The sequence below is a fragment of the Micromonospora fulviviridis genome (genome assembly GCF_014648395.1).
Taxonomy (GTDB): Bacteria; Actinomycetota; Actinomycetes; order Mycobacteriales; family Micromonosporaceae; genus Micromonospora; species Micromonospora fulviviridis.
Window position 1 is genome coordinate 233,081 of the sequence record NZ_BMRA01000007.1, and the last position, 18,734, is coordinate 251,814.

Genomic DNA, 18,734 nt, shown 5'->3' on the forward strand with positions numbered 1-18,734 from the left:
GGGTCAGCGCCGCCCGGCCTCGGAGCCGACCCGTTCGACCGGGCCCTCGCCGGGCGCCGGGGCAGGCCCGTCCGGCGCGTCCGGCTCGGCCGGCTCGTCGTCGGGAGCCGGGAACCACAGCTCGGCGACCAGCCCCCGGGGCTCGCCCTGGCGCATGGTCAGCCGGCCGTCGGAGGCGTCGACAAGCACCGCGACGATGGTCAGCCCGAGCCCGGCGCCGTCCACGTTCTGCACGTCGGGGGCCCGCCAGAACCGCTCGGTGGCCTGGTCGAGCTGGCTGGCCGTCATGCCGGGTCCGGTGTCCCGCACCTCCAGCGCGGTCCCGCCGTCGGCCGGCCGCACGGTCACCGTCACCGCTCCCCCGGCGCCGCTGAACTTGACCGCGTTGTCGATCAGCGCGTCGAGCGCCTGGTCGATGGCGGTCGGCACGGTCCGGGCGTACGCGGGCGCCCCGGTCGTGTCGAGCGTGAGGGTGACCGACCGGTGCCGGGCCAGCGGCAGCCAGGCCGCCACCCGGGAGGCGGCGATGGCGGCGGCGTCGACGGTGACCCGCTGGTTCTCCTCCCGCTCGGCCCGGGCCAGGGTGAGCAGCGCGTCGAGCACGGTGGCCAGCCGGTCGGTCTCCTCCAGCGCCAGCCGGTGCTCGGCCCGGCCGTCGGGGTCGGTCAGGCTCGGCCCCAGCTCCTCCACCCGCAGCCGCAACGCGGTCAGCGGGTTGCGGAGCTGGTGGCTGGCGTGCGCGACGAACGCCCGCTGCCGGTCCATCACGTCGGAGACCGCGTCGGCCATGTCGTTGAAGCTGGTCGCGAGCCGGCGCAGCTCGGGCGGGCCGAGCCGGGGACGGACCCGGGCCCGCCGGTGCCCCTCGGCGATCTCGTGGGTGACCGCGTCCAGCTCGGTGACCGGGCGCAGCACCCAGCCGGCCAGCCCGAACGCGGTGGAGACGCAGGCCAGCACCGCGAGCAGGCCGATCCCGGCGAGCAGCAGCCACCAGGCGGTGACGGTGCGGCGCACCTTGGCCGCCGGTGTCGTGGTGACCACCGCGCCGAGCACCTCGCCGCCGTCGTTGATCGGGACCGCCACCACGATGGGCCCGTCCACCCAGGGCCAGACCGACTCCGGCCCGCTGAACTGCTGTCCGGAGAGCGCGGTGTCCAGGGCCGGGTCGGTGCCCGCGCCGAACTCCCAGCGGGCCGAGGCGGCCACGGTGCGGCGGTCCCGGTCCACCACGGCGGCGCCCACGCCGTAGAGGTCGTCGTAGGCGGCCAGTTCCCCGTCCAGCGGGCCGGGGGTGCCGCCGCGCAGCGCCGGGCCGGCCAGCGAGGCGAACCGGGTGGCGTCGGCGAGCCGGTCGGCGCGGACCCGGTCGGTCTCCCGGGTGGCCAGGGTGGCCGCCAGCGGGGTCTCCAGGGCGAGCAGCACCAGCACCATCAGCAGCAGGTAGCTGATCACCAGCCGGCGGCGCACCGGGGCCTCCTCACTCGCCGCGGAGCCGGTAGCCGACCCCGCGGACGGTCTCCACCAGCGTCGGGTCGCCGAGCTTGCCGCGCAGCGAGCCGACGTGCACCTCGACGGTGTGGCGGTCGGCCCAGGTGGTGCCCCAGACGTCGAGCAGGATCCGGTCCCGGGGCACGGCCACCCCGGGCTGGCGGGCCAGGGAGAGCAGGATGTCGAACTCCTTGCGGGTGAGCGCCACCGGCCGGCCCGCGACGCTGACGGTCCGGCCGCCCACGTCGATGCGGACGGCGCCCGCCTCGATGAGGTTGCGCTCCGGGGCGGTGTGCGCGGCCCGGCGCAGCACCGCCTCGATCCGCGCCTGGAGCTCCACCATCGAGAACGGCTTGACCACGTAGTCGTCGGCGCCCAGCCGGAGGCCGAGCACCCGGTCGCGTTCCTCGCCCCGGGCGGTCACCGCGATGATGCCGAGCTGGCTGCTGCGCCGGCGCAGCTCCCGGCACAGGTCGGTGCCGTCGCCGTCGGGCAGGGTCAGGTCGAGCAGCACCAGGTCGCACGGGGCGGCGGAGAGCGCGGCCTCGACGGTGGCGGCGTGCTCCACCTCGTACCCGCGCCGGGTCAGCGCGGACGACAGGGCGGCGGCCACCCGACGATCGTCCTCGACCAGGAGGATCCGCACCCGTGCCTCCATCCGCTCGACGTGCTGCCCTGCGAATGGTGGCAGACGTGGCCCGGCGAGGGGAGACCCCGGGCGCACCGTGGAAGCCGGGGGCGCCGCCGGTGAGCTAATGTTCCGCCTTGTGTCCGCAGCTGCCGCCACCCCCGAGTCCCCGGTCACCGACCCCGCGGGCGCCTCTTCCGCCGGCCACGTACGTCCCGGCGGCACCGGTGGTTCCGCGGACGCGGGCGGCCGCGCGGACGAACGCCCGGGCCTGTGGCGGCGGTACCCGGCCGCGACCGCGCTCGTGGTCTACGTCCTGCTCCGGCTCAGCGGGTTGGTCATCCTCGCGATCTTCGCCCACCGGGCGGGGGCCGACTTCTGGTCGCTGCTGAACGATCGCTTCGACGCCCGGTGGTACGTGAACATCGCCGAGGACGGCTACGACACGGGGCTGACCGGCGACCACCCGTACATGAAGAGCAAGCTGTCCAACCTGCCGTTCTTCCCGCTCTACCCGGGTCTCATCGCGGCGGTCACGGCGGTCACCCCGTTCTCCGCCCCGGTCTCGGCGCTGATCGTGTCGTGGACGGCCGGGCTGGCCGCCGCGTGGGGCATCTACGCCGTCGGCGCGCACGTCGCGTCCCGCCGGGCGGGGCTGATCCTGGTCGCCCTGTGGGCGCTGCTGCCGCACGCCGTCGTGCAGAACATGGCCTACACCGAGACGATCTTCACCGCGCTCGTGGCGTGGACGCTCTACGCGCTGCTGCGCCGGCAGTGGCTGACCGCCGGCCTGCTCTGCCTGGTCGCCGGCCTGTCCCGGCCCACCGCCACGACGGTGGCCGCGGCGGTGGGGTTGACCGCGCTGGTGGCGATCGTCCGTCGCCAGGACGGCTGGCGGCCGTGGGCGGCGGCGGCGCTGTCCCCCCTCGGCTACCTGGCCTACCTGGCCTGGGTCAGCGACCGCCTGGGCCGGGTCGACGGCTACTTCCACCTCCAGGAGACGACCTGGCGGATCGGCTTCGACGGCGGCGTCTCGACGTTCACCACGTTCAAGCGGGTGCTGACCGAGCCGGAGAACCTCGCCCTCTACATGTCCACCCTGCTCATGGGCCTGGCGGTGGTGCTCATCGCACTGCTCGTGTCGCACCGCTACCCGCTGCCCCTGCTGGTCTACTCGATCGCGTTCTTCGTGATCACCGTGGGGACGGAGAACTACTACTGGGCGAAGGGCCGTTACCTGGTGCCGGCCTTCACCCTGCTCCTGCCGATCGCCGTGGGGCTGGCGAAGGCCCGCCGCACCACCCTGCTGGCGGTGCTCGGGTTCCTTCTGGTCGTCTCGGGCTGGTACGGCACGTACCTGAGCCTGGTCTGGCGCGCCTCGCCCTGACCGGCCGGCGGCGCCCAGGCCCGCCGCCGGGCCGGACACGCCACCGTCAGATGCCGAAGACCTCGTCCGCGGTGGCGTCCCGGACCCCGTCGGTGAAGCCCCGGAAGCCCGGGTCGGCGTGACTGGCCGGCACGCTCGTCACGTTCTCGCCGGTGGCCTCGGCGACGGCGTCGACCAGCGGCGGGAAGTCGATCTCGGCGTCGGTGAACGAGTCGTCGTCGGCCTGCCCGAGGTTGATCACCTGCTGGACGTCGTCGGTCGGGGTGTCCGGGTCACCGGCCCAGTCGGCGCCGGCCCGGTAGCACTCGTCGTAGACGCCCCGCTGGCCGTCGGTCCAGTCGTCGTCGTAGCTCTGCATGCCCACCCCTCCGCGGCCGCCGCACCACCGAGCATGCCGGCTCCGGGCCGGCGGTCGGAGGCGTACGCAGGAACCGGCCCACGGCGGGCCTGCGCCGGTCTCTAGGCTGCGGTGGTGATCTACAAGATTCTGGCCACCAGCGAGTGGGAGCAGGCGCAGGCGGCCGGGCGGTTCGCCGGCACCGCGATGGACCGCCAGGACGGCTTCATCCACCTGTCGGCGCCGGACCAGGTGGTGGAGACGGCCCGCCGGGTCTTCGCCGGGGTCACCGGCCTCACCGTGCTCGCGGTGGACGAGGCGCGGCTCGGCGACGCGCTGCGCTGGGAGGTGTCCCGGGGCGGCGCGCTCTTCCCGCACCTCTATGCCGCGCTGCCGGTCGACGCGGTGCTGGCCGCGCACCCGCTGCCCGCCGACCGACCCGCCGCCGACGCGGTGGCGGAACTGGTCGCCTGACGGCTCGTTATGCTGCGTCGAGCCCGCGCGCCGGCTCCGGGAGTCCGGCGCGGTCGGGTGGTCCTGGCCCGGCCGGGCGCGCGGCGGTCAACCGGCGCGGGCCTCCGGCACCCACGGCGCGACGACGCGCCCTGCGACGATGCGAGTTGACATGACTGACACCACCAACCGGTCCGCCTCCGTCTTCGTCCACCCGACGGCCGACGTGGAGGACGGCGCCAAGGTCGGCGACGGCACCAAGGTCTGGCACCTGGCCCACGTCCGGTCGAGCGCGCAGGTCGGCGCCGGCTGCGTGATCGGCCGCAACGTGTACGTCGACGCGAACGTCACCGTCGGCGACCGCGTGAAGATCCAGAACAACGTCTCGGTCTACCAGGGCGTCACCATCGAGGACGAGGTCTTCGTCGGCCCCTGCGCGGTGTTCACCAACGACTTCCGCCCCCGCGCCCAGAACCCGGACTGGACCATCACCCCGACGATGATCCGGCGGGGCGCCTCGATCGGCGCCAACGCCACCCTGGTCTGCGGAATCGAGGTGGGCGAGTACGCGATGATCGCCGCCGGCTCGGTGGTGACCAAGGACGTCAAGCCGTACCAGCTGGTGGCCGGCAACCCGGCCCGGCCGAAGGGCTGGGTGGACGAGAAGGGCGAGGTCGTCTCCCGGGACGTGGACAACCCGCCCTCCCAGGGCTGAGCACGCGGCGGGGGCGACGACCGGACCGGTCGTCGCCCCCGTGCGTCGGGCTCGGCGGTCAGTCGCAGAGCCGGTCGATCTCGTCCCGGAACCGGTCCATCGGGTTCGCCCCGGCCGGGCCGAGCAGGTACGCCTTCAGCTCCCGCCGCGCCCCGGTCATCGGGTCGTCCCCGGCCCGGGTGACGGCGAGGATCTTCGGCAGCTCGCCGCAGTCCGTCGAGAGCAGGTACGCCGCGCGCGCCGTGGGGAAGGTCCGGCGGAACTCGTCCTCCGGCAGGCCGGCCGGGTTGGCCACCACGTACGGCCGCTCGCTCTGCACGAAGTCGGAGACCACGCTGGAGACGTCGCTGACGAGCAGGTCGGTGACGTTGAAGCAGTCGAACAGGGCCGGGGTCCGGCCGGCGACCACCAGGTGCGCGGTGCCGTCGAGGGAGGTCGCGTCGGTCCGGCCGCCCGCGGCCCGGATCCGGGCGACGATCCGCTCGTGCGCCGCCCGCGCCTTCCTCGACCGGCTGCCGGTCAGCGGGTGCGGCTTGTAGATCAGCCGCAGGTTGCCCGCGGCGAGCAGCCCGGACACGATCCGCTCCCCCATCAGCACCAGCGAGGTGTGGTAGGGGTCGTCGTCCAGCCAGCCCTCCCAGGTGGGGGCGTAGAGCACGGTGAACACGTGGTCGGGGGCGCCCGAGCCGAAGGTGTGCACCCCGGCGAGCTGCGGGCGGCCGATCTCCACGATGTCGCGGTCCAGCACGCCCACCCCGGCCCGGGCGTACCGCTCCCGGCCGGCCGGCCCGGCCACCCAGACCTCGTCGTAGACCTTGCTGTACGGGTTGACGCTGGCCTGCTTGTCGCTGTCGCCGTGGCCCACGAAGACGTGCTTCACGCCCGGCTCGCGCAGCATGTGGATGTTGGCGCCGACGTTGGCCACGTACAGGGCGACCCGGATCGAGCCGAGGTCGAGGTTCATGAAGTCCACCCCGGCCGGTACGCAGATCACCGGCAGCCGGGTGTCGGCCAGCTCGCGGAACGCGTCCTCGGCGCGCAGCAGCACCACGGCGCGGCGGCCGGCCGCCTCGACCGGGGCGAGCCACATGTTGACCTGGTAGACGTCCTTCGCCGGGCCGGCGAAGTAGAGCGCCACCTCGGGCCGTTCCCGGGCCAGCCAGTCGTGCACGGCGGGCAGCACGCCGGGGGCCGCGCCCCGACCGGGCAGCCGGGTGAGCGCCAGCACCGCGGCCGTGACCAGCCCGGCGGCCAGGGTGACCACCCCGGTGACCACCACCGGGGTGACGCGGTCGGCGGCCGCGGCCACCACGGCCGCCGGCACCAGCAGCACGTTGAGCAACGGCAGCCGCAGGCCGTCCAGGCGCTGCGCCCAGGCCGGCGGGACCGGCGCGCGGCCCAAGGCGCCGAGGTCGAGGTTGCGGGTGAGCGCCGGGGTGGCGGCCCGCCCGTCGACCACCCGGGCCAGCGCGGCGGTGCCGACGGCCACGGTCCAGAGGGCGGCGGGCAGCAGCAGCACCGCGACGGCGCCGGCCGGGCCCGGGTGGACCGCGCTCACCACCAGCAGCACCACGGACAGGTCGCGGACCAGGCACCGGAAGACCGGCCCGAGGCCGGCCTTGCGGAGCAGCCCGCCGGTGTCGGCGTACCGGGTCGCGAGGGTCAGCTCACCGGCGACGACCAGCAGCGCGGCGATCGCGTACGGGACCACCAGACCGAGGACCCCGGAGAGGATCATGACCGCGTAGCCGAGCAGCGTCACGCCGACGGTGGCGAGACCCTGCTGGCTCCGGACTCTGCTGAACAACGGCACGCTCCCTGTCCGCCCCGGCGTCGAGGTGGTCCGGTACCCGGGCAGCGGCCACCTGAAAAGGGGCACGTGACCCCAGTATTGCCGTGGTGCCCGGCGGGTGGACGGGAGATGACGATGCCCGCCCCCGGGGCGACAAGGGGGCGCGACGCAAGCGGGCCCCGGCCGTCGCGCGGCCGGGGCCCGAGGGCTGCGGGCGGGTCAGCCGCCGATGACCACCCGGCGGACGCCGGTCCAGCGCGCCGGGTCGGTGACCCGGCGGCCGTCGACCAGCACCGTCACGCCCGGCAGGTCGGCCGGGGTGAGGTTGCGGTACTCGGCGTGGTCGGCCTGGATGACGGCGGCGCCGACCGGCTCGCCCTCGTAGCCGGGGAGGCCGTGCGCGGCCAGTTCCTCGTTGGTGTACATCGGGTCGGCGACGTACGGGACGGCGCCCCGCGCGCGCAGCGCCTCGACGGTCGGGAAGACGCCGGAGAAGGCGGTCTCCTTGACGCCGCCCCGGTAGGCCGCGCCGAGCACCAGCACGCCCACCCCGGTCAGGTCCCCGTACGCGGCGGCGAGCAGGTCGACGGCGTACTCCGGCATGGCGGCGTTGGCCTCGCGGGCCGAGCGGACCACGGTGGCCGCCGGGTCGTTCCACAGGTACATCCGCGGGTAGATCGGGATGCAGTGGCCGCCGACGGCGATGCCCGGCGAGTGGATGTGGCTGTACGGCTGGGTGTTGCAGGCCTCGATGACCTTGGTGACGTCGACGCCCACCGTGTCGGCGAAGCGGGCGAACTGGTTCGCCAGGCCGATGTTGACGTCGCGGTAGGTCGTCTCGGCGAGCTTGGCCAGCTCGGACGCCTCGGCCGAGCCGAGGTCCCAGACGCCGTTCGGGCGGTCGAGGTCGGCCCGCTCGTCGAAGTCCAGCACCGCCTCGTAGAAGCGCACGCCGTGCGCGGCCGACGCCTCGTCGATGCCGCCGACCAGCTTCGGGTAGCGGCGTAGGTCGGCGAAGACGCGGCCGGTGAGCACCCGCTCCGGGCTGAACACCAGGTGGAAGTCCTTGCCCGCGGTGAGGCCGGAGCCCTCCTCCAGCATGGGGGCCCAGCGGCTGCGGGTGGTGCCGACCGGCAGGGTGGTCTCGTAGCTGACCAGGGTGCCAGGCTTCAGACCGCGGGCGATGGCCCGGGTGGCGTCGTCCATCCAGCCGAAGTCCGGCACGCCCTCGGCGTCCACGAAGAGCGGCACGACCACGACGACCGCCTCGGACTCGGCGACCGCGGCGGCCGTGTCCGTGGTGGCCGACAGCAGCCCGGCGGCGACCGCCTCCTTCAGCTTGACGTCCAGGTCGGCCTCGCCGGGGAACGGCACGGCACCGTCGTTGACCAGCTGGACGACCCGCTCGGAGACGTCGGCACCGATCACCCGGTGCCCCTTCGAGGCGAACTGCACGGCGAGCGGCAGACCGATCTTGCCGAGCGCGACGACGCAGATGTTCATGAAACTACTTTCCTCCAGAGGGCCAGATTCGGCGCAGGCGGGCAAGGAACCGACCGGGAGTCACCGGCGTGATCGCGACGATCACCTGGCCCTTGTGATTGGTGGTGGGCGTGACGAGGTGGAACCGGACGCCGTGCCGGGCCAGCAGCCGGGGCGCCGCGACGCGGCGATCCGTGCGCAGCGGCGCCGAGGCGCTCCCGCCCAGCGCGGTCACCTCGGCACGCACCACCCGACGCTCGCCGTTCGCCGCGACGACCGCGAGCAGCCGGTCCACCGCGAAGTCCGTCCGTACGACGGTACCGGTGCCGTCGGGCGCGACCGACGTGACACCCGCCAACGTGCCGACGCTGACCTGGATCGCGTCGGCGGACAGCTCGGCCAGCTCGGCCCAGCGGCTGTGCGCGGTGACCACCAGGGCGCGGGCGCCGGCGGCGTCCCGGCCCCAGGCCAACCCGGTCGCGGTCAGCTTCGCCAGCGTCTTGGCGGCCTGGTCGGTGATGTCGTACCAGTCGTCCGGGTAGCCGAACGCCGGGTCCCGGAAGCCGACGTGGTGGGCGTACCAGCGGCCGTCGGCGATGGTGACCTCGGGCAGCGCCTTGTCGGCCTGCTGCGCGATCAGCTCACGGAGCTGCGCCAGGTCGCCGTCGCGCGCGACCGCGAGCCGCAGCCGCAGGTCGCGCGCCATCCGGGCCAGGATGCCCTCGGTCAGGTACGCCTCGGCGAGCTTGCGGATCCGGTCGTGGACGTGCTGCTGGACGTCCGGGGAGAGGTCCAGGAACTCCGCCCGGAGCAGCTTCGCCACCTCCCAGCTGAAGTGGCGCAGCAGCACCGCCTCCCGGCGCGGGCCCGGCCCGATGAGCCCGGCCACGAAGCCGACCAGTTCCTCGGCGCAGCGCAGCCGCTCCTCGAAGCGGCTGGCGTAGGTGATGTTCTGCGCGTTCTCCCGCTTGACCGCGTAGTAGTACTCGTAGTCGGCGAGGACGGAGATCTTCTTCGCCCGGAAGCAGGCCTCCAGCGTGAACGGCTGGTCGCTGCCCATCGGCATGTCGGTGCGGAACCGCAGGCCGTGGCGCTCGACCAGATCCCGCCGGAACAGCTTGGTGTTCGACAGCGACCAGGGCAGCTCGCTGTCGAAGAGGTCGACCTGCTCCTCGGTGCTCGCGTAGATCGCCTGGTGCACGTAGCGCTTGTTGGTGCCGACCATCCGGCCGAGCACCACGTCGGAGTCCCACCGGTCCGCGGCGGCCACCAGGCGCTCCAGCGCCTCCGGGCCGAGGTGGTCGTCGGAGCCGATGAAGAAGACGTACCGGCCGCGGGCGTGGTCCAGGGCGAGGTTGCTCGGGGCGGCCGGGCCGCCGGAGTTGGCCTGGTGCAGCACCCGGACCGTGTCCGGGTAGCGGGCGGCGTACCGGTCCAGCTCGGCGCCGCTGCCGTCGGTGGAGCCGTCGTCGACCGCCACGACCTCCAGCCGGTCCAGCCCGATGGTCTGCCCGACCAGCGACTCCAGGCAGGTGGTCAGGTACGGCATGGTGTTGTAGACGGCGACCACCACCGTCACGTCGGGCCGCCGGCTCATGCGCCCACCCCCACCGAGGCCGGGGCGGCGCCGGGGGCCGGGTCGCCGGCCGGGGCCGGGCGCGGCGGGGCGTCGGGCAGCAGCCGGGAGTAGACGCCGTCGAGCACCTGCGCCTGCGCCTCCCAGGTCCAGCCGGCCAGCAGACCGGGCCGGTCGTACGCGGCGCGGTAGCGCGCCGGGTCGGCGAGCACCGCGGTGACCGCCCGGACGAAGTCGGCCACGTCCTCGGCCGTGAACACCTCGCCCTGCCCGGTCTCCCGGACAGTCTCCGCCATCGTCTGCACGTCGGAGACGACCAGCGGGAGGCGGGCGTGTGAATACTCGAAGAACTTGGTGATCAGCGCGATCTCGTGGTTCGGCCAGTGCTGGATCGGGATGACGCCGACCTGCGCGCCGGAGAGGAACCTGACCACCTGGTGGTGCGGCACGTACGGCAGCAGGTGCACCCGGTCCGCCACGCCCAGCTCGCCGGCCCGGGTGACCAGGCTCTTGACGTACGCCGACGTGGGCTTGTTGACCACGAACGCGACGTGCGCGCCGGGCAGCCGGGGCAGCGCCTCGACCATCACCCCGAGGCCACGCTTGGCGGCGGCCACCCCGCTGTAGACCAGCAGCGGGGTCTCCGGGCCGATGCCGCAGAGCGCACGGATGTCCGGCACCGGCTCGCCCGCGTCGGCCGGCAGCTCGTCCACCGCCGGGGCGTTGAGCACCACCGCCGGGCGCTCCGCCAGCCCGTGCTCGCGTCGCAACAGGTCGGCCAGGCCGCCGGAGACCGTCATCGTGGCGTCCGCGTACGGCACGTACTCCCGCTCGTGGGCCACGTTGCCGGGCAGCCAGCGGGCGTTGTCCCGCCACGGCTGCACGCCCGGCAGGTACTCGTGGGCGTCCCAGACCAGCGCGATCCGGCGGCCCTTCGCGGCGGCCCGGATCTTCGCGCGGGCGCCGACGCCGATCATCCGGAAGTCGTTGGCGTGGATCAGGTCCGGGGCCAGCTCGTCGACGACCGGGCCGTAGGCCAGCTCGTAGTCCCACAGCCCCGGTTCGAGGCGGCGCCAGGCGCCGTCGCCGCGCAGCCGCTGCCAGAACAGCGTGTACGCCCGGTCCCAGGGACCGTCGAGCTTGCGGCTCTTCCGGGCCTGGTTGAGCTGGCGGTTGCGGAAGCCCACCCACTTGCGGGTCAGGCCGGCGAGCTTCTCCTCGGCGCGCAGCGCCGCCCAGGGCAGGCCACCGGGCCGGCCGGCGCCGGACTCCCGGGCCGCGGTGGTCAGCGCCGCCCGCCGGACCGCCAGGTCGGCGCGCCAGGCCTTCACCGCCTGGGTGCGGTGGGCGGCGATGCCGGACGGCGGGTAGGCGAGCGGCCGGCGCAGCCACACCCGCCGGAACTCGTGCCGGCGCTTGGCGAGCGGCTCGGGCATCGGGATCAGGCGGACCTCGGCGTCGCCGAGCCGCCAGCGCTGTGGCTGCCCGACGGGCGCGCGCCCGAGGAGGACGACGTCCCAGCCGGCCTCGGCCGCCGAACGGGCGGCCTTCTGTACCCGGGAGTCACCGATGACCCCGTTGTCCACCAGCATGACGACCCGTCCCCGGGTGGCCGCCGCTGCGGTCGTGCCGTCAGATCCCATTCCTTGCCCGTCTCCGTCGTCGCCAGCACCGCACCCGCGGACGGGAGCGAGTCTACGACAACGGATCGGCCGCGGACGGCCGCCGCCGTCGGTGGTCCGCGCCCTCGTGTGCCGGTTGCTACCCTCCATGCTGTTCGACGACCGGCGGCCCCCCGAATCGCGGGTCCCGGCCGGCGTCGCGCCTCCCGACGGGCCGAGCGAGCCGTCGGATCACCCCAGCTCAGCGCGGACGGGATCGCAAAATGGACGTGGTGACGACCGAGGAACCGAGCCGGCCGACGCCGGCTGCCTCCACCGAGCCGGCGAGCCCCGACCCGGGCCGTGCCGGCCTCGGCCGGCGGCTGCGCGACGCCACCCGGTACGCGCTGCCCGCGCTCGCGGTCTACGCCGCGATCCGCCTGGTGAGCGTGCTGACCGTCTACGTCTGGGCACGCAACGCGGGCACGTCCCCCCTGGGCCGGCTGGTGCGGGCCGACGGGACCTGGTACATGGCGATCGCCCAGCACGGCTACGACGGGTACGAGAAGACGCAGAGCAACATGGCGTTCTTCCCGCTCTTCCCCGGTCTCACCGCGGGCCTGGACCGGATCTCCCCGCTCAGCACGCCCGAGGCGGCGGTGGCCGTGGCCTGGGTGGCCGGGCTCGCGGCCGCCTGGGGGCTGTTCGCGATCGGCGCGCACCTGCACGACCGGCGTACCGGCGTGCTGCTCGCCGCGCTGTGGGCGGCGGTGCCGCACGGCGTGGTGGAGTCGATGGGGTACAGCGAGAGCCTGTTCACCGCCCTCGCCGCCTGGACGCTGTACGCGCTGCTGCGCCGCCACTGGATCACCGCCGGGGTGGTCTGCCTGTTCGCCGGCCTGACCCGGCCGACCGCCTCGTCGCTCATCCCGGTGGTCGGGCTGGCCGCGCTGCTGGCGATCGTCCGGCGCCGGGACGGCTGGCGGCCCTGGCTCGCGCTGCTGCTCGCCCCCGCCGGCTGGCTGGGGTACCTGGCCTGGGTGGCGGTGCGGACCGGGCGGCCGGACGGCTGGTTCCACATCCAGTCCGCCGGCTGGGGCACCTCCTTCGACTTCGGCTTCTACACCGTGGAGCGGGCCCAGAAGGCCCTGGTCCAGGTGGCCGCGCTGCCGCTGCTCGTGGTCACCGTGGTGGCGCTGCTGGCGGTCATGTTCTTCGTGCTGAGCCTGCTCGACCGGCAACCCTGGCAGCTGCTGCTCTACAGCGGGCTGCTGCTGGTCACCACCCTCGGCGCGGCCGGCTACTACCACTCCAAGGCGCGCTTCCTGCTGCCGGCGTTCCCGCTGCTGCTGCCGGCGGCCGTGGGCCTGGCGCGGGCTGGCTGGGCCCGGGCCACCACGGTGCTGGTCACGGTGGCGCTCTTCTCCGCCTACTTCGGCGGCTACCTGCTGCTCCTCTGGCGGTACTCGCCCTGACGGGTCAGCGGGTGAAGGGGCGGACGTCCCAGAGCCAGACGTCGTCGACCCGCCGCCCCGGGCCGTACAGCGCGTCGAGCACGGCCTTCAGGTCGTCGTGCCGGCGGGTCCCCCGGTCGGGCAGCACCACCGCGTCGGCCTTCCAGTACCGGACGTCGGCCCGCGCCTGGGCGATGTCGGCCCGGCCGACCGCGGTGTCCCATTCGCCGCGCGACACGGCGGTGAGCAGCGTGGCGGTGGGCTGCGGGTCGACCCCCCACCGTCCGGTCGCGTCGGCGGCGGAGACCGGCCCGAGGAAGTAGCCCCCGGGCACCGCGAAGCCGGCCACCGCGGCGGAGCTCCAGTAGAGCGCGGTCATGCCGTTGACCGGCACCGGCACCAGGGTGCGGCCGGGCGCCACGTGGTCGCGCCAGGCGCCACTGGTGACGAAGCCCGGCACCGGGTTGCGGCCGCGCGCCTCCAGCGGCAGGGGCAGGACGGGCAGCAGCGCGGCGGCCACCGCCACGGCCCCCGCCCGGGTGACCAGGCGGCCGTACGGCCGGTCCCGGCGGGCGGCGAGCCGGTCACCGGTGAGGGCCAGCAGCACGCCGAGCGCCGCGGTGCTGATCAGCGCGAACCGGGCCACCACCACGGAGTCGAACACCGGCAGGTCCTGCACCAGCGCGAACGGCGCCGGGACGTCGGTGCGGCGGGTGCCGGCGGTCCAGGTGGTGCCCATGGAGAGGAGCGCCGAGCCGAGGCCGACGGCCCCGAGCAGCCGGGCGATGATCTCCCGGCGCAGCCAGCAGAGCGCGCCGGACGCGACCACCAGCAGCGGCCAGCCGTAGAAGCTGGCCTGCTCGGTGGTGTTCGGCGCCCAGCCCGCCGCGCTGGTCGGGCCACCGGCCAGCGACCGGGTGGCGAACCGGACGTACGAGCCGAGCTTCAGGGCGTACGCGTCCGGAGCGCCGGGGTGACCGACCCGGTGCTGGGGGCCGGCGAACTGCATCCACAGCGGGTAGGCGGCCGCCACGGACACCAGCACGGCGGTGATCGCCAGGCCGGGCAGCAGCGGGCGCAGCCGCCGCGCCGCGTCGCGGGGCCGGAAGGCCAGGCACGCCACGGCCAGCATCAGGCAGCCGAGCGCGGTGAGGAAGAGGATCTCCAGGCTGACGAAGAACTGGGCGACCACCAGGCCACCCAGCACCAGGCCGTCGCGGACCACGTGCCCGCCCCGGGACAGCGCGATCACCCGCCAGACGATGAACGGCACCAGCCACTGGGCGGTGATGTGCGGGTGGCCGTTGCTGTGCGAGACCAGCGCCGGCGCGAAGGCGCAGAACAGGCCGCCGACGAAGGCGGCCGCCCGGGAGTCCACCAGGTGCCGGGAGAGCACGTGGAACCAGGCGTAACCGGTGCCGGCCAGGTTCAGCGTGACGAACAGCAGGTAGGCGACGGGCGCGCCGAAGAGCAGGGTGACCGGGGCGAGCACGAGCCCCGGCAGTTGCAGCCCGACGTTGGTCATCAGGTTCACCCCGGACGGGGCGTTCTGGAGCGTGGTGAAGAACGGGTTCTCCAGGTGGGTGACCGCGTGCGCCGCGTACGCCAGCATCCACTCGTTGAAGCCCTGGTCGTTCGGCCGGCTGCCGAGCAGCCGGCCGTCGGGGTCCGGCCAAGCCCGGGCGGTGACCCAGAGCGCGCCGGCGAGGTAGCCGAGCACGACCAGCATGCGCGTCCGCCACGGCCGGGCGGCCGCGCGGCCGGGGCCGGGCGCCTCCGCCGGGTCGGCCGTGCGCTTCCGGCCCGATCGGGCAGCCGGGTCGGCCACGACGTCAGCCGCCGCCGCGGCGCCCCGGGCGGGGACGGGCTCGCGGTCGCGGGTATCGGGCGCGGGCCCGGTCATGGGGGAGAAGTCTACCCAAACGTCCGCTTTTGGCCGGGTTAACGGCGATGAAAGTGTCGCCGAGCCGGGCCCGGCCGGCGGCGAGCCGGGGCGGCGTGGACCGAGGCAGGGTGGACCGGGGGCGCCGTGACCCGCCCGGTGGCGGGGCGGCCAGCGCCGGCGACGGCGTTATTGTAGTGTCCGCACGCTGTCCGAGGGTCGGTACCGACCGTCGGCGGAGCGACGCGGCATCTCCCCCCTTCCCCAGGATCGGAATCGATGAACAACGGGCGAACTCTCTGGGACTCGTTGAAACTTCCCCGGCCGCGACGGTCCGGGTCCCGGCCGCACATGATCTACCTCGCGATCGGCTTCCCGCCGGCGGCGAAGAGCTGCGCCTACCGCATGCGCGAGACGGCGAACCAGTTCGCCGCGGCAGGCTGGGACGTGACCGCCGTCACCATCGTGGACGAGGCGTGGGAGCGCGAGTACGGCCTCGACCACACCCTCGCCGCGGGGGTGGACTCCCGGGTCCGGGTGGTCAAGCTGCCGCTGTTCCGCGATGACCTGGAGACCGACATCCGGTCGTTCACCGAGCGGCGTGCCCTGGCCCACAAGGACTACCTGGCCGACCTGCGCAAGCAGAACCTGAAGGTCTTCCCCGAGCCGGTCTTCGGCGGCTGGCGCCCCGCGCTGGAGAAGGCCCTGCTCCAGATCCACCGGGAGCGGCCGGTCGACCTGCTGGTGACCACCTGCGCCCCGTACGTCAACCTGTCCGCCACCTGGAAGCTGTGGGAGACCCACCAGGTGCCGTACGTGGTGGACTTCCGCGACGGCTGGTCCGTCGACGTGATCAACAACGGCGAGGCGTTCCCCAAGGAGTCGGTCTCCGGGCAGTGGGAGATCAAGCTCCTCACCAACGCGGTGGCCATCTGGAACGTCAACGAGCCGATCTCCCGCTGGTACCGCGAGCGCTACCCCGAGCTGGCGCACAAGATGCGGGTCGTACGCAACGGCTACGACGCCTCCAGCATCCCGGCCGAGGTCCACCCCGCTCCCGAGGACCGGCCCCTGACCTTCGGTTACCTCGGCGCGCTCAACCTGCCCGTGCCGCTGCTCGACGCGGTGCTCAAGGGCTGGCGAACGGCGCGCGCGGAGGACCCGGCGCTGGCGGACGCGCGCTTCGAGGTGCGCGGCCACATCGGCGCCGCCTGGGCGCGCGGCGACAACGCGCACGCGGAGCTGCTCAAGGCGGCCGCCGCCGACGGCGTGGTGGTCGGCGGCTCGGTGCCCAAGGCCGAGGTGATCGACCTCTACTCCCGCTGGGACGCGGTCGTGCTGATGGTCACCGGCGGCCGGTACATGACCTCCGGCAAGGTCTACGAGTACATGGCCACCGGCCTGCCGGTGGTCTCCGCCCACGAGGCGGACCACGACGCCTCCACCGTGCTGTCCACGTACCCGCTCTGGACCGGGGCGGTCGGCCTGGATCCGGCGGAGCTGGCCGGCGCCTTCCGGCGGGCCGCCGCGATGGCCCGCACGGCCGACCAGGCCGAACGGGAGAAGGCCCGCGCCGAGGCGCGGCAGTACGCCCGTGAGGAGCAGCTCATCCCCGCCGTCCGGGAGGTCACCGAGCTGGTGCTGGGCACCGGCGGATCGTCCGGCGCCCCGCAGGCCAGCCCCGCCGGCGCGCGCGTCCTGGCCAGAGAAGGTAGGTCATGATCGAGGTCCTGATGGTGCTGGGAGCCGTCCCCGGCCGGGTGGCGGTCCTCACCGACGCGCTGGAGCAGTTCCGCGCCCTGGGTGTCACCGTGCGGGTGGCCACCACCTTCGACCCGGCGCAGAAGATCCCGGCGGCCACCGAGCTGGCCGAGGTGCACCTGCTGCCCACGGCCAAGGAGCTGGGCCCCCGCTTCGGCCGCATGATCAAGCGGGCCAACCCGGGCCGCCGGCCCTGGCTGCGGGCCCAGCGCGACCCGTGGGTACGCCGGCACGCCAAGCGGGCCGACGTGCTGGTCGCCCTGGACGCGCAGGCGCTGCACACGGTCTGGCAGCTGGCGCAGCGGCACCGGCGGGCCGACGCCGTCTACGGCATCGCCCCCGCGCTGCGGGCGGTGGAGAAGCGCGCGGCCGACCCGGCGCGGTACCGCCGCCCGCGGATCGCCACCGTCGGCCCGTCCCCGGTGGTGCTGGCCAGCGCCACCCGCAGCCAGACCGTCGACCTGGCGAAGCGGGTGTTCGAGGCGAGCACCGGCCAGAAGGCCATGAAGCTCAGCCCGCTGCGCTGGTTCTGGCACCGGGCGGTGGCCGCGCCCGGCGTGCCGGAGCGCTTCCGGGGCAGGATCGCCAAGCGGGTGCACCGGAGCATGCACCTGGCCGGCCACAAGTCCAGCGCGAACCAGCTGGCGCTGGCCGCGCAGGGCCGGTTGAAGAGCGCCACCACCAAGGGGCACCTGCTCGGGCCGATCGTCGAGGCCGAGCTGAACCAGGGCAAGCTGCCGGAGCACCTCATGACGGTGGCCAAGGGCCAGCTCAAGGCGGCCGACGGCTTCCTGAAGAAGCGGAACCCGGGCAAGGCCGCACCGCACGTGCTGCGTGCCTTCGACCTGATGTTCCACCGGATCGCGCACTTCGACGGGGTCAGCTCCCCGCTCGCCGAGGACCCGGAGGGCTTCCTCGCCCCGCTGCACCGCAGCGAGGTCGGCAAGGCGCTGGCCACCCCGCGTGGTCGCCGGGCGCCCGCGGAGTTCCCGCCGGCCGGCCGGCCGCACCGGATGCTCTTCTTCACCGGGCTCAACGACAACTTCGTCGGGTCGATCATCTCCCGCTACGAGGCGATGCCCGGGGTGGAGGTCCGCCGGCTGAACCTGGTGGAGGAGTCGATCCGCCCGGTGCTCAGCAACGGCCGGACCAACCTCGTGCACCACATGCTCGCCGGCACCTCCAAGCGGGCCGAGGAGGTCCAGGAGGCGTGGGGCGACCACGTCGCCTGGGCGGACACCGTCTTCGTCGACTGGTGCAACCTGCCGGCCGCCATGCTCACCATGATCGACCCGGGCACGGCCCGTGTGATCATCCGGCTGCACAGCTTCGAGGCGTTCAGCTGGTGGCCACACCTGACCGACTGGTCCCGGGTGGACGACGTGGTCTTCGTCTCCGAGCACCTGCGCGACTTCACCCTGGCCGCGGTGCCCCGGCTGCGCGCCCCGCAGGGGCCGCGGACCCACGTGCTCACCAACGCCATGGAGCTGCACCGGTACGCGGCGCCGAAGCCCTCGGCCGACGCCCGCTTCACCCTCGGCCTGATCGGGCTCAGCTCGCTGGCCAAGGACCCGCGCTGGGCGCTGGCGGTGCTGCGCGAGCTGCGCAGCCGGGACGAGCGCTACCGGCTGAAGCTGATCGGCGACGACCTCCGGGCCTCGCTCAGCCCGGCCGTCCGGGCGTACGTGGCGCAGCTCGACGCCGAGCTTGCCGAGCTGGAGCCGTCCGGCGCGGTGGTGCGGACCGGGCGGACCGAGGACGTGCCCGGGGCGCTGACCGACGTGGGGGTCATCCTCAGCACCTCGGTGCGGGAGAGCTTCCACTGCGGCCTCGTCGAGGGGGCGGCCAGCGGGGCCGTGCCGGTGGTGCGGGACTGGCCGTTCTTCGCCGGCCGGCCGCACAGCGCCCGCAACCTGTTCCCCAGCGACTGGGTGGTGTCCACCCCGGAGGAGGCGGCGGAGCGGATCCTCGCCGTCACCGCGTCCGAGGAGACCTGGCGCGAGGCGGGCCGGTCCGCGGCCTCGCACGTGCTCAGCACCTGGGACTGGTCGGTCACGCAGAAGGACTTCGACCGGCTGCTGCTGGAGCCGCCGGCCGGCACCGACTGACCACGGGCCACGACGCCACCGGGGCCGTTCCGCGTACGCGGGACGGCCCCGGTGCCGTGTGGGGAACAGG

Annotated in this window: 14 protein-coding genes; 6 read left to right on the plus strand and 8 right to left on the minus strand. The window is 74.4% G+C overall.

The window, feature by feature from the left end; all coding sequences use genetic code 11:
• Positions 1-3 precede the first annotated feature (3 nt).
• Both IEY96_RS20345 and IEY96_RS20350 read right to left on the minus strand, forming a co-directional pair.
• Entirely contained in the window at positions 4-1,467 is a 1,464-nt protein-coding gene (locus IEY96_RS20345; protein WP_229791731.1) for a sensor histidine kinase, read from the minus strand.
• Positions 1,468-1,477: 10 nt separating this feature from the next.
• Positions 1,478-2,146 carry a response regulator transcription factor gene (locus tag IEY96_RS20350; RefSeq protein ID WP_189196393.1) on the minus strand — a complete coding sequence of 223 codons (669 nt, stop codon included), beginning with the start codon at positions 2,144-2,146 and terminating at the stop codon, positions 1,478-1,480.
• A 109-nt stretch (positions 2,147-2,255) separates the two neighbouring features.
• Between IEY96_RS20350 and IEY96_RS20355 the strand changes: the two genes are divergently transcribed.
• Positions 2,256-3,503 carry a putative hexosyltransferase gene (locus tag IEY96_RS20355; RefSeq protein WP_229791732.1) on the plus strand — a complete coding sequence of 416 codons (1,248 nt, stop codon included), beginning with the start codon at positions 2,256-2,258 and terminating at the stop codon, positions 3,501-3,503.
• Positions 3,504-3,549: 46 nt separating this feature from the next.
• Here the strand turns inward: IEY96_RS20355 and IEY96_RS20360 are convergent, their stop codons facing one another.
• Positions 3,550-3,861: a hypothetical protein gene (locus tag IEY96_RS20360; RefSeq protein ID WP_189196394.1), complete on the minus strand. Its 312-nt coding sequence runs from the start codon at positions 3,859-3,861 to the stop codon at positions 3,550-3,552.
• A 114-nt stretch (positions 3,862-3,975) separates the two neighbouring features.
• Here IEY96_RS20360 and IEY96_RS20365 point away from each other — a divergent pair, with 114 nt between their 5' ends.
• Both IEY96_RS20365 and IEY96_RS20370 read left to right on the plus strand, forming a co-directional pair.
• On the plus strand, positions 3,976-4,314 hold the full coding sequence (locus IEY96_RS20365) for a DUF952 domain-containing protein (protein WP_189196395.1): 339 nt from the start codon (positions 3,976-3,978) through the stop codon (positions 4,312-4,314).
• A gap of 151 nt (positions 4,315-4,465) precedes the next feature.
• On the plus strand, positions 4,466-5,008 hold the full coding sequence (locus IEY96_RS20370; protein ID WP_189196396.1) for an acyltransferase: 543 nt from the start codon (positions 4,466-4,468) through the stop codon (positions 5,006-5,008).
• A gap of 58 nt (positions 5,009-5,066) precedes the next feature.
• Here the strand turns inward: IEY96_RS20370 and IEY96_RS20375 are convergent, their stop codons facing one another.
• From IEY96_RS20375 to IEY96_RS20390, 4 genes are all read right to left on the minus strand, one after another.
• Positions 5,067-6,815 carry a CDP-glycerol glycerophosphotransferase family protein gene (locus IEY96_RS20375; protein ID WP_189196397.1) on the minus strand — a complete coding sequence of 583 codons (1,749 nt, stop codon included), beginning with the start codon at positions 6,813-6,815 and terminating at the stop codon, positions 5,067-5,069.
• Positions 6,816-7,019: 204 nt separating this feature from the next.
• On the minus strand, positions 7,020-8,303 hold the full coding sequence (locus tag IEY96_RS20380; protein WP_189196398.1) for a nucleotide sugar dehydrogenase: 1,284 nt from the start codon (positions 8,301-8,303) through the stop codon (positions 7,020-7,022).
• Positions 8,304-8,307: 4 nt separating this feature from the next.
• Positions 8,308-9,879 carry a glycosyltransferase family 2 protein gene (locus IEY96_RS20385; RefSeq protein WP_189196399.1) on the minus strand — a complete coding sequence of 524 codons (1,572 nt, stop codon included), beginning with the start codon at positions 9,877-9,879 and terminating at the stop codon, positions 8,308-8,310.
• Entirely contained in the window at positions 9,876-11,450 is a 1,575-nt protein-coding gene (locus IEY96_RS20390; protein ID WP_189196400.1) for a glycosyltransferase family 4 protein, read from the minus strand. Before IEY96_RS20390 ends, IEY96_RS20385 begins: the two co-directional genes overlap by 4 nt.
• A 293-nt stretch (positions 11,451-11,743) precedes the next feature.
• On the opposite strand from IEY96_RS20390, the gene IEY96_RS20395 reads away from it, so the two are divergent.
• On the plus strand, positions 11,744-12,934 hold the full coding sequence (locus tag IEY96_RS20395) for a putative hexosyltransferase (protein ID WP_189196401.1): 1,191 nt from the start codon (positions 11,744-11,746) through the stop codon (positions 12,932-12,934).
• Positions 12,935-12,938: 4 nt separating this feature from the next.
• Here IEY96_RS20395 and IEY96_RS20400 read toward each other — a convergent pair whose 3' ends face one another.
• Positions 12,939-14,816: a putative glycosyltransferase family protein gene (locus IEY96_RS20400; RefSeq protein ID WP_189196402.1), complete on the minus strand. Its 1,878-nt coding sequence runs from the start codon at positions 14,814-14,816 to the stop codon at positions 12,939-12,941.
• A gap of 330 nt (positions 14,817-15,146) precedes the next feature.
• Between IEY96_RS20400 and IEY96_RS20405 the strand changes: the two genes are divergently transcribed.
• Both IEY96_RS20405 and IEY96_RS20410 read left to right on the plus strand, forming a co-directional pair.
• Complete coding sequence (locus tag IEY96_RS20405; protein WP_229791733.1) at positions 15,147-16,517, plus strand: glycosyltransferase; 1,371 nt, start codon at positions 15,147-15,149, stop codon at positions 16,515-16,517.
• Positions 16,514-18,664 carry a glycosyltransferase family protein gene (locus IEY96_RS20410; protein WP_229791734.1) on the plus strand — a complete coding sequence of 717 codons (2,151 nt, stop codon included), beginning with the start codon at positions 16,514-16,516 and terminating at the stop codon, positions 18,662-18,664. Before IEY96_RS20405 ends, IEY96_RS20410 begins: the two co-directional genes overlap by 4 nt.
• Positions 18,665-18,734 lie beyond the last annotated feature (70 nt).

What these genes read in the sequence shown, in the direction of transcription:
- IEY96_RS20350 (WP_189196393.1), bottom strand. Translation starts at nt 2,146, where the DNA reads ATGGAGGCACGGGTGCGGATCCTCCTGGTCGAGGACGATCGTCGGGTG.
- IEY96_RS20360 (WP_189196394.1), bottom strand. Translation starts at nt 3,861, where the DNA reads ATGCAGAGCTACGACGACGACTGGACCGACGGCCAGCGGGGCGTCTAC.
- IEY96_RS20370 (WP_189196396.1), top strand. Translation starts at nt 4,466, where the DNA reads ATGACTGACACCACCAACCGGTCCGCCTCCGTCTTCGTCCACCCGACG.
- IEY96_RS20380 (WP_189196398.1), bottom strand. Translation starts at nt 8,303, where the DNA reads ATGAACATCTGCGTCGTCGCGCTCGGCAAGATCGGTCTGCCGCTCGCC.
- IEY96_RS20385 (WP_189196399.1), bottom strand. Translation starts at nt 9,879, where the DNA reads ATGAGCCGGCGGCCCGACGTGACGGTGGTGGTCGCCGTCTACAACACC.
- IEY96_RS20390 (WP_189196400.1), bottom strand. Translation starts at nt 11,450, where the DNA reads ATGCTGGTGGACAACGGGGTCATCGGTGACTCCCGGGTACAGAAGGCC.
- IEY96_RS20395 (WP_189196401.1), top strand. Translation starts at nt 11,744, where the DNA reads ATGGACGTGGTGACGACCGAGGAACCGAGCCGGCCGACGCCGGCTGCC.
- IEY96_RS20400 (WP_189196402.1), bottom strand. Translation starts at nt 14,816, where the DNA reads ATGACCGGGCCCGCGCCCGATACCCGCGACCGCGAGCCCGTCCCCGCC.
- IEY96_RS20405 (WP_229791733.1), top strand. Translation starts at nt 15,147, where the DNA reads ATGATCTACCTCGCGATCGGCTTCCCGCCGGCGGCGAAGAGCTGCGCC.
- IEY96_RS20410 (WP_229791734.1), top strand. Translation starts at nt 16,514, where the DNA reads ATGATCGAGGTCCTGATGGTGCTGGGAGCCGTCCCCGGCCGGGTGGCG.